The following is an 8,914-nucleotide window of genomic DNA, read 5'->3' on the forward strand; positions in this document are numbered from 1 at the left end:
CCTATCCGCGGCGTCCTTGCTCTCCTGCTCGACGTTGGCCACCCCTTCGCGGGCGCCTTCGGCCGCGCCCTTGGCGGCTTCCTTGATCACGTGGCCGGCGTCGCTCGCGGCCTCCTTGATCTCCGAGCCCACTTCCTTGACCTCGGGGCTGTTCACGGCCTGCTTCGTCTCGGCGGCGACCTTGTCGGCGGCGGCTTCCACGTCGTTGCCGGCGTCGCGGCGCTCGGCCTCGGTGCAGGCGCTAAGCGCCAGCGCGGCGGCCGACGCGATCATCACGGTGCGGATCATCTGACGGACTCCCTTCGTCAGCCGACCAACGGCGGCGCTTGCCGCGAAGTTCCCTTAGCCGCGCTGCTCCGCTAAGGACCCCGGCCATGCGCCTGGCCTTCCTCGGCACCCCGGACTTCGCCGTTTCCGCCCTCGCCGCCATCGTGGCGGCCGGACACGAGGTGGTGTGCGCCTACTCCCAGCCGCCGGCGCCGCGCGGCCGCGGGCACGAGCTGAAGCCCTCGCCGGTGCAGGCCTTCGCCGAGGCGCACGGCATCCCGGTACGCACGCCGGCCTCCATGCGCGACCCGGCCGAGATCGAGGCCTTCGCGGCGCTGGACCTGGACGCCGCGGTGGTGGTGGCGTTCGGCCAGATCCTGCCAGCCGCGGTGCTCGAGGCGCCGGCGCTGGGCTCGTACAACGTGCACGCCTCGCTTCTGCCGCGCTGGCGGGGAGCCGCGCCCATCCAGCGGGCGATCATGGCGGGCGACAGCGTGACGGGCGTGCAGGTCATGCGCATGACGGAGGGCCTGGACGAAGGGCCGGTGCTCTCGACCGCCACGGTGCGGATCGGACCCCTGGATACCGCGGCGACGCTGCACGACCGGCTGGCTGCGGCGGGCGCGAAGCTGATCGTCGAAACGCTCGATGACATCGCCGAGGGCCGCGCCACGGCTGTCCCGCAGGCCGAGGAGGGGGTCACCTACGCCAAGAAGATCAGCCCGAAGTTCGCGCGACTGGACTGGACGAAACCGGGACCGGTGCTGGACCGCAAGATCCGCGGCATGTCGCCGTTCCCGGGCGCCTGGTTCGAGCTGCCGACTGACAAGGGCCCGGTGCGTGTGAAGGCTCTGCTCTCCGCCTTCGAGGACGAGGCGGGCGCGCCGGGCGTGACTCTGGACGGCCGGTTGCTCGTGGGAACCGGCGAAGGGGCGGTGCGGCTGCTGCGCGTGCAGCGCGAGGGCAAGGGGCCGCAGGACGCCGACGTCTTCCTGCGCGGCACGCCGGTGCCGGCCGGGACGAAGCTCGGCTGATGCCCCGATACCGCCTCCTGATCGAATACGACGGCCGGCCGTTCCACGGCTTCCAGGCCCAGGCCGACCTGCCGTCGGTGCAGGGGTCGCTGGAACGGGCGATCAAGAAGTTCTGCGGCGAGGACCTGCGGGTGAGCGCGGCCGGCCGTACCGACACCGGCGTCCACGCCACCGGCCAGGTGGTGCACGTCGACCTCGCCAAGGACTGGCCCGCCGAGACGGTGCGCAACGCGCTGAACTTCCACCTGATGCCCGACCCGGTGTCGGTGCTGGCCGCCGAGGTGGCGTTGGGCGATTGGCACAGCCGCTTCTCGGCCACCGAGCGGCGCTACCTCTACCGCATCCTCAACCGCATGAGCCCGCCGGCGCTTGACCAGGGCCGGGTCTGGCACGTGAAGAAGCCGCTCAACGCGGCGGCGATGCACGAGGCGGCCCAGGTGCTGGTCGGTCACCACGACTTCACGACCTTCCGCGACCTCGCCTGCCAGGCCAAGTCGCCGATGAAGACACTGGACGTGGCGACCGTCCGCCGGGAGGGCGACGAGGTGCTGCTGGAGTTCGCCTCGCGCTCGTTCCTGCACCGGCAGGTGCGCTCGATGACCGGGACGCTGGCCGAGGTGGGCGTCGGCCGCTGGACCAAGGCCGACGTGGAAGCCGCGCTCGCCGCCCGCGACCGCAAGGCCTGCGGGCCCGTCGCGCCGGCGGAGGGGCTGTACCTGACGTTCGTGGGGTACTGAGCGCCGCGGCGCTGCGCTAAACATCCGCTCCGAATCGAACCGGAGACCTCCCCCATGTCCCAGGGCCCCTGGAGCCATCACAGCCGCAACGCGTCCGTCGCCGACGACATCGACTTCGAGATCAAGGGCCAGGAGCTGCAGTTCCTGGAGATCGAGCTCGACCCCGGCGAGAGCGCCGTGGCGGAGGCCGGCTCGTTCGTCTGGAAGGACGCCAGCGTCGAGATGACCACCGTGTTCGGCGACGGCTCGGGCGCCCAGGGCGGCGGCTTCATGGGCAAGCTCCTGGGCGCCGGCAAGCGGCTGATCACCGGCGAGAGCCTGTTCACGACCGTGTTCACCCACCAGGGCCAGGGCAAGGCGCGGGTGGCCTTCGCCTCACCGACCCCGGGCGCGATCCTGCCGCTGAAGCTGTCGGACGTGGGCGGCACGCTGATCTGCCAGAAGGACAGCTTCCTGGCTGCGGCGCGCGGCGTCGCCATCGGCATCGCCTTCCAGCGCAAGGTGATGACCGGCCTGTTCGGCGGCGAAGGCTTCATCATGCAGAAGCTGGACGGCGACGGCTGGGTGTTCGTGCAGATGGGCGGCACGATCGTCGAGCGCGAGCTGAAGGCCGGCGAGGTCCTGCACGTGGATACCGGCTGCCTGGCGGCCTACACCCCCAGCGTCGACTTCGACCTGGTCATGGCGGGGGGCGTGAAGAGCGTCCTCTTCGGCGGCGAGGGCCTGTTCTTCGCGCGCCTGACCGGCCCCGGGAAGGTGTGGATCCAGTCGCTGCCGTTCTCGCGTCTGGCCGGACGGATGCTGGCGGCGGCCGGCGGCACGGGCGGCAACCGCGGCGAGGGCTCGGTGCTGGGCGGCCTCGGCGACCTGATCGGCGGCAACAACTAGGGACCTGCGCACGCCACAAAGCTTGTCATCCCGGTTTCGCCGCAGGCGAAGACCGGGATGACGGCTTTGAGATAGAGCGGTGTTAGCTTTCGAAATACCGCGCGATGATCCGCGCGTAGACCTGCTGCAGGCGGCGGATCTCGTCCACGGGGGCGCGTTCGTCGACCTGGTGCATGGTCTTTCCGACCAGGCCCACCTCGATCACAGGGCAGAGCGCGCGGATGAAGCGGGCGTCGCTGGTGCCGCCGCTCGTGGAGAGCTCGGGCGGGGCGCCGGTGACGTCGGCGACGGCGGCGGCCACCAGGTCGGTGAAGTGGCCGCGCTCGGTCAGGAACGCCTCGCCGCTGATGCTGCTGGTGACGGTGATCTTGCCCTTGAAGTCGCCCTGCGCCCGCCAGGCCTCGATGTCGAACCAGTCGGCCAGCTGCCGGCCCGTGTGGTTGGGGTTGAAGCGGATGTTGAGCCTGGCCCGCGCCACGCCCGGGATCACGTTCGTGGCGGTGTTGGGCGCCTCGATCATGGTCACTTCCAGGTTCGACGGCTGGAATTCGGGATAGCCGTCGTCCAGCTTGCGCGACTGCAGCGCCGAGAGCAGCCGGACCAGCACCGGCACGGGATTCGCCGCCCGGTGCGGGTAGGCCACATGGCCTTGGACGCCCTCGACGACGATGTCGGCGTTGATCGAGCCGCGCCGGCCCACCTTGACCATGTCGCCGAAGGTCTCGGCCGAGGTGGGCTCGCCCACCACGCAGTGGTCGATGTGCTCGCCCTCGGCGGCGAGAGCCTCGACGACCTTCACGGTGCCATCGGTGGCCACCCCCTCCTCGTCGCCGGTGATCAGGAAGGAGATGGAGCCCCGCACCTGGCCGGCCTCGATGGCCTCGGCGGCAGCGGCGGTGAAGGCGGCGATGGCGCTTTTCATGTCCACCGAGCCGCGTCCGATCAGCACCCCGTCCACCACCTCGGCGGCGAAGGCGTCCTTGGACCAGGCGCCGGCGTCACCGACCGGCACCACGTCGGTATGGCCGGCGAAGCAAAGGTTGGGCCCTTGCTCGCCCCAGCGGGCGTAGAGGTTCTCGATCTCGCCGAACTTCATGCGCCGGCAGGCGAAGCCCAGGTTGCGCAGCGTCTCCTCGACGATCGCCATCGCGCCGGCGTCGGCGGGCGTCACCGAGGGGCGGCGGATCAGGTCGCGGGTCAGCTCGACGGCGTCGATATGTGCGCGGCTTGGGGGGCTTTCGGAGGGCATGGCCCCGCCATATCTGGCAATGGCGAGCGAGGCGAGGGGATCAATGCCCAGGATCGACATCGACAAGGCGCAGACCCGGTTCGGCAGCGCCTATCCGCCGCCCTTCGACGAGCCCTGCCGCGACCGCAAGCGCTGGAAGCTGGGTGACGTGGCGGGACTGACCCAGTTCGGCGTGAACCTGATGCGGCTGGCGCCCGGCGTCTGGACCAGCCAGCGGCACTGGCACACCCACGAGGACGAGTTCGTTTATGTCGTCTCGGGCGAGGTGGTGCTGGTGGAGGACGGCGGCGAGACCGTGCTGCGGGCCGGCGACTGCGCGGGCTTCAAGGCCGGCGTCGCCAACGGTCACCACATCCAGAACCGGTCGGGCGCCGAGGCGGTTCTCCTGGAGATCGGCTCGCGGATGCCGGACCTGGACGGCGCCGAGTATCCGGACCTCGACATGATCGTCACGCCCGACGAGGTCTACCGCCACCGCGACGGGACGCCCTACGAGATGGACGAAGGACGCAAGCGCTGATGCCCAGGATCGACATCGCGGCCCTCGAGGTCCGCACCGGCAGCAACTATCCCGACCCGTACAACGAGATCTGCCTGGGGGCGACCTGGCGGAAGCTGGGCGACGCCGCGGGCCTGACCGACTTCGGCGTGAACCTCGTGCGGCTGCCGCCCGGCAAGTGGTCGAGCCAGCGCCATTGGCACACGCACGAGGACGAGTTCGTCTATGTCATCGACGGCGAGGTGGTGCTGGTCGAGGACGACGGCGACCATGTGCTGAAGCCGGGCGACTTCGTGGCCTGGAAGGCCGGCGAGACCAACGCCCACTGCCTGCAGAACCGCTCCGGCCGCGACGCCGTCTACTTGGAGGTGGGCTCGCGCCGCCCCGAGACCGACGCCTGCCACTACCCCGACATCGATTTGGACGCCCGCGCCGGCGAGCCGTTCTACCGCCACAACGACGGCACGCCGTATCCGGAGGAATAGCCTCCGAACCCACCACCATGAGAAATGGGAGGAGTTGCCTCTGAGGCGAGTCCGCTTGCCGAGCATCCGAGCCAGGCGGAGTGTGGCGGGATCAACTGCCCGCGCGGAGGCTCCGATGGGCTTCAGACCGGTCCTGCTCGTCGTGAGCACCCTCGGGTTTTCGAGCTGCGCGTCCGCCGACTACGGCTACGCCTACTGCTACGACGCCTATAGGGGCCCCGTGGGCTATCACTACGGGCCGTTCGAACCCAAGCCCGCGTGCGCGACGACGGCGGCCGCGTCGGCCGTCTATACCGGCCCGTACGAGGCCGGCTATCGCGGGCCGTACCTAGCCGGCCCAGCTACTCCCGCAGAAGTTCGTTGATCGAGGTCTTCGAGCGAGTCCGCTCGTCGACACGCTTCATGATCACCGCGCAGTAGGTGGACGGCAGGGTCGGGTCGTGCGGGTTCGGACGCGAGCCCGAGACCACCACGGAGTAGGGCGGCACTTCGCCCAGGAATGTCTCGCCGGTGCGCCGGTCGATGATCGGCGTGGTCGAGGTGATGAAGGTGCCCATCGACAGCACGCTGCCCTCGCGGACGATCACGCCCTCGGCCACCTCGGCGCGGGCCCCGATGAAGCAGTTGTCCTCGACGATGGTCGGGTTTGCCTGCAGCGGCTCCAGCACGCCGCCGATGCCGGCGCCGCCCGAGATGTGGCAGTTCTTCCCGATCTGCGCGCAGGAGCCGACAGTGGCCCAGGTGTCGACCATGGTGCCCTCGTCGACATAGGCGCCGATGTTCACGAAGGACGGCGTCATCACCACGTTGCGGCCCACGAAGGCGCCCTTGCGGACCACGCAGCCCGGCACCGCGCGGAAGCCCGCGGCCTCGAACCGCTGGGCGTCCCAGCCGGTGAACTTGAGCGGGACCTTGTCCCAGTACGGATGCGGCGCGTCGGCGTCGATCAACCGGTTCGGGGTGAGGCGGAAGAACAGCAAGATCGCCTGCTTGGCCCACTGGTTGGTGTTCCAGGTCCCGTCAGCTTCGCGCTGGGCGACCCGCAGCTTGCCGGCGTCGAGCAACTCGATCGTCTCGTGGACGGCGTCGCGGACGCGGCCGGTCGTGCCAGTGTTGACGGTGTCGCGCGCCTCCCAGGCGGTCTCGATCACGGACTTCAGCTCTTCGGTCATCGTCAGGCAGCTTCCTTGAGGCGCGCGTCCATAAGGAACGGCGCGAGCTTTGCGGTGCGGTGGTGGACGAAGGCGGCGGTCGACTGGGCGGCCCAGGGACCGACCAGCACGGTGGTCATGCCGAGGTCGTAGGCGGGCGCGAGGTTGCGCTCCGAGTCCTCGAAGAAGCAGGTGGTGGCGGGATCGATCGCGTGCGCCGCATTCATCCGCGCGAAGGCCGCTGGGCTGGGCTTCGGCTCGTACCCCGCCGAGCCGATGTGGAAGACGTCGTCGAAGAGATGCTTCAGGCCCAGCCGCTCCAGCACCCGTTCGGCGTGGATGTCGTCGGCGTTGGTGAAGATGAGCCGGCGGCCCGGCAGCCGTTCCAGCGCCGCGAGCAGATGGGGATCGTGCGCCAGTGCCTCCAGCGACATGTCGTGGAAGATCGCGTGGAAATCGGCCGGGTTGATGTGGTGATGCAGCATCAGGCCCTTCAGGGTGAGCCCGTGCTCGGCCAGATAGGCCTTCTGCAGCTTGAAGGCCGCCTCGCGCGGCAGGCCGGTGACCCTCTCCACGAAGTCGGTCATCCGGCCCGTGATCTCGGCCATGAAGCCGGATTCCGCCGGGTAGAGCGTGTTGTCCAGGTCGAACAGCCAGGTGTCGATGTGGCTGAGGTCGGCGGTCACCGTCGCACCAGCGTACCGGCCCCGAACTCGGTGAAGAGCTCGACCAACATGGCGTGCGGGCGGCGGCCGTCCAGGATGACCACGGCCTCGACGCCGGACTCGACCGCGGCGATGGCGGTCTCCAGCTTGGGGATCATGCCGCCGGTGGCGACGCCGTCGGCGATGGCGGCGCGGGCCTCGGCCACCGTCAGCTCACGGATTAGCTCGCCGTCCTTGCCCAGCACGCCCGCCACGTCGGTGAGCAGCAGCATGCGCTTGGCTTCCAGCGCACCCGCCAGGGCGCCTGCCACCGTGTCGGCGTTGATATTGTAGGTCTGGCCCTCGGCGGAGACTCCGATCGGGGCGACCACGGGGATGTAGTCCTTGTCGGAGTTGATCAGGCCCTCGACCAGGGTGGTGTCGATGGCGGTGGGCTCGCCCACGAAGCCCAGATCGACGATCTTCTCGATCTCGCTGCCCGGGTCCTTTTTGGTGCGGGTCACCTTCTCGACGGTGATCAGGCCCGCGTCCTTGCCCGACAGGCCCACGCCGCGGACCTTGGCCTCGGCGCCGGCCTGGGTGATCCAGCTGGCGATCTCCTTGTTGATGGCGCCCGAGAGCACCATCTCGGCGACTTCCATGGTCGGGCTGTCGGTGACGCGCAGGCCGTCGATGAAGGTCGACTTCACGCCGGCCCGCTCCAGCATGGCCGAGATCTGCGGCCCGCCGCCGTGCACCACCACCGGGTGCAGGCCCAGCATCTTCAGCAGCACCACGTCGGTCGCGAACAGCTTAGCCACCGACTCCTCGCCCATGGCGTGGCCGCCGTATTTGATGACCACGGTCTCGCGATCGTAGATCTGGATATAGGGCAGCGCTTCGGCCAGCGTCCTCGCCGTCGCCCAGCCCTGCTCTTCCGTCACTGCGCTCACGTCACCGTCCCTGAGAAAGCCGCCACCGCGGCGTCCCGATAGCGGACGGGGGCGCCGCTGTCACCCGCCGTGGGTCGTGCTATGCGAAGCTTCGCTAGCTAAGGAGAGTTGGTTTGAAGCGTGGGGTTGTGGGCGCGGCGCTGGCCGTGGCGATGGTTGCGGGCGCGGCCCAGGCCAAGACGGTGGCGGTGAGCGCCGAGCGCCTGCTGGACGTGAAGGCCGGCAAGTATGTGGACAAGCCGCTGATCGTCATCACCGACGGCCGGATCGCCTCCGTGGGCAAGGCGGGCGATGCGGTCCCGGCCGGCGCCGAGCGGGTGGACCTGCCGGGCGTGACCCTGGTGCCCGGCCTCATCGACATGCACGTGCACCTCACCAGCGCCGGCAAGTACGGCGGCTACCGGCCCTATGAGTTCACCGACAGTTTCTGGACGGCGGTGGGCGTGGCGAACGCCAAGACCACCCTGGAGGCGGGCTTCACCACGGTGCGGAACGTGGGCGCGGAGTTCTACGGCGACGTCGGGATCCGCGAGGCGATCGACGAGGGCTGGATCGTCGGGCCGCGGATCATGGCCTCGGGCTATGCGCTGGGCGCCACGGGGGGCCATTGCGACTCGACCTTCTTCCCGCCGTCGATGGAGGAGAAGAGCCCGGCGCTGGTGGACAGCCCGGACGACGCGCGCAGGCAGGTGCGGACCCAGCGCAAGTACGGCGCGCGCTCGATCAAGATCTGCGCGACCGGCGGCGTCTTCTCGCGGGGTGACGAGCCCGGCGCCCAGCAGATGACGCTGGACGAGATCAAGGCGGTGACCGAGGAGGCGCACATGGCTGGCATGAGGGTGGCCGCCCACGCCCACGGCGCGCCCGGCATCAAGGCGGCGATCCTGGGCGGCGTCGACACCATCGAGCACGTGAGCCTGATCGACGACGAGGGGATCAAGCTGGCCGTCCAGAAGGGGACCTGGCTCGGCTTCGACATCTACAACACCGACTACACCCAGGCCGAG

Annotated in this window: 12 protein-coding genes; 7 read left to right on the forward strand and 5 right to left on the reverse strand. The window is 69.7% G+C overall.

The genetic code is table 11. The annotated features are described in order from the left end of the window. Nucleotides 1-288 (reverse strand): hypothetical protein (locus tag VGD44_RS22130; protein ID WP_331090545.1); only part of this gene is annotated, 288 nt, incomplete at its 3' end. A gap of 86 nt (nt 289-374) precedes the next feature. Here VGD44_RS22130 and fmt point away from each other — a divergent pair. From fmt to VGD44_RS22145, 3 genes are read left to right on the forward strand one after another with little or no spacing between them, the layout of a single operon-like run. Continuing rightward, on the forward strand, nt 375-1,301 hold the full coding sequence (gene fmt / locus VGD44_RS22135; protein WP_331090546.1) for a methionyl-tRNA formyltransferase: 927 nt from the start codon (nt 375-377) through the stop codon (nt 1,299-1,301). Then, a complete protein-coding gene (gene truA, locus VGD44_RS22140; protein ID WP_331090547.1) occupies nt 1,301-2,038 on the forward strand; it encodes a tRNA pseudouridine(38-40) synthase TruA in 738 nt (245 codons plus the stop codon). The genes fmt and truA overlap by 1 nt, the downstream gene beginning before the upstream one ends. A 54-nt stretch (nt 2,039-2,092) precedes the next feature. Beyond that, complete coding sequence (locus tag VGD44_RS22145; RefSeq protein ID WP_331090548.1) at nt 2,093-2,926, forward strand: TIGR00266 family protein; 834 nt, start codon at nt 2,093-2,095, stop codon at nt 2,924-2,926. A gap of 82 nt (nt 2,927-3,008) precedes the next feature. Here the strand turns inward: VGD44_RS22145 and dapE are convergent, their stop codons facing one another. Further along, nucleotides 3,009-4,175, reverse strand: a complete 1,167-nt coding sequence (gene dapE / locus VGD44_RS22150; protein ID WP_331090549.1) for a succinyl-diaminopimelate desuccinylase — start codon at nt 4,173-4,175, stop codon at nt 3,009-3,011. A 43-nt stretch (nt 4,176-4,218) separates the two neighbouring features. Here dapE and VGD44_RS22155 point away from each other — a divergent pair, with 43 nt between their 5' ends. From VGD44_RS22155 to VGD44_RS22165, 3 genes are all read left to right on the forward strand, one after another. Next, nucleotides 4,219-4,695 carry a cupin domain-containing protein gene (locus VGD44_RS22155; protein ID WP_331090550.1) on the forward strand — a complete coding sequence of 159 codons (477 nt, stop codon included), beginning with the start codon at nt 4,219-4,221 and terminating at the stop codon, nt 4,693-4,695. After that, nucleotides 4,695-5,159, forward strand: a complete 465-nt coding sequence (locus tag VGD44_RS22160; RefSeq protein ID WP_331090551.1) for a cupin domain-containing protein — start codon at nt 4,695-4,697, stop codon at nt 5,157-5,159. The genes VGD44_RS22155 and VGD44_RS22160 overlap by 1 nt, the downstream gene beginning before the upstream one ends. A gap of 115 nt (nt 5,160-5,274) precedes the next feature. Continuing rightward, nucleotides 5,275-5,523 (forward strand): hypothetical protein, encoded by a 249-nt coding sequence (locus VGD44_RS22165; RefSeq protein ID WP_331090552.1) that lies wholly within the window; start codon nt 5,275-5,277, stop codon nt 5,521-5,523. Here VGD44_RS22165 and dapD read toward each other — a convergent pair. From dapD to argB, 3 genes are read right to left on the reverse strand one after another with little or no spacing between them, the layout of a single operon-like run. Continuing rightward, a complete protein-coding gene (dapD, locus tag VGD44_RS22170; RefSeq protein ID WP_331090553.1) occupies nt 5,501-6,331 on the reverse strand; it encodes a 2,3,4,5-tetrahydropyridine-2,6-dicarboxylate N-succinyltransferase in 831 nt (276 codons plus the stop codon). The two genes, VGD44_RS22165 and dapD, sit on opposite strands and share 23 nt — an antisense overlap. Before the next feature lie 2 nt (nt 6,332-6,333). Next, the gene (locus VGD44_RS22175) at nt 6,334-6,996 is read right to left on the reverse strand and encodes a pyrimidine 5'-nucleotidase (RefSeq protein ID WP_331090554.1); all 663 of its coding nucleotides are present in this window, start codon (nt 6,994-6,996) and stop codon (nt 6,334-6,336) included. Next, nucleotides 6,993-7,907 (reverse strand): acetylglutamate kinase, encoded by a 915-nt coding sequence (argB, locus tag VGD44_RS22180; protein ID WP_331090555.1) that lies wholly within the window; start codon nt 7,905-7,907, stop codon nt 6,993-6,995. The genes VGD44_RS22175 and argB overlap by 4 nt, the downstream gene beginning before the upstream one ends. A 113-nt stretch (nt 7,908-8,020) precedes the next feature. On the opposite strand from argB, the gene VGD44_RS22185 reads away from it, so the two are divergent. Continuing rightward, nucleotides 8,021-8,914, forward strand: an 894-nt coding sequence (locus tag VGD44_RS22185; protein ID WP_331090556.1) for a metal-dependent hydrolase family protein, incomplete at its 3' end; no start/stop codon positions are given.

Origin of the sequence: Phenylobacterium sp., from assembly GCF_036402295.1 — a bacterium.
In the GTDB taxonomy this organism is placed as follows: Bacteria; Pseudomonadota; Alphaproteobacteria; order Caulobacterales; family Caulobacteraceae; genus Phenylobacterium.

Coding starts and splice junctions, on each gene's coding strand:
- truA (WP_331090547.1), top strand. CDS start 1,301: ATGCCCCGATACCGCCTCCTGATCGAATACGACGGCCGGCCGTTCCAC.
- VGD44_RS22145 (WP_331090548.1), top strand. CDS start 2,093: ATGTCCCAGGGCCCCTGGAGCCATCACAGCCGCAACGCGTCCGTCGCC.
- dapD (WP_331090553.1), bottom strand. CDS start 6,331: ATGACCGAAGAGCTGAAGTCCGTGATCGAGACCGCCTGGGAGGCGCGC.
- VGD44_RS22160 (WP_331090551.1), top strand. CDS start 4,695: ATGCCCAGGATCGACATCGCGGCCCTCGAGGTCCGCACCGGCAGCAAC.
- fmt (WP_331090546.1), top strand. CDS start 375: ATGCGCCTGGCCTTCCTCGGCACCCCGGACTTCGCCGTTTCCGCCCTC.
- VGD44_RS22155 (WP_331090550.1), top strand. CDS start 4,219: ATGCCCAGGATCGACATCGACAAGGCGCAGACCCGGTTCGGCAGCGCC.
- VGD44_RS22165 (WP_331090552.1), top strand. CDS start 5,275: ATGGGCTTCAGACCGGTCCTGCTCGTCGTGAGCACCCTCGGGTTTTCG.
- dapE (WP_331090549.1), bottom strand. CDS start 4,175: ATGCCCTCCGAAAGCCCCCCAAGCCGCGCACATATCGACGCCGTCGAG.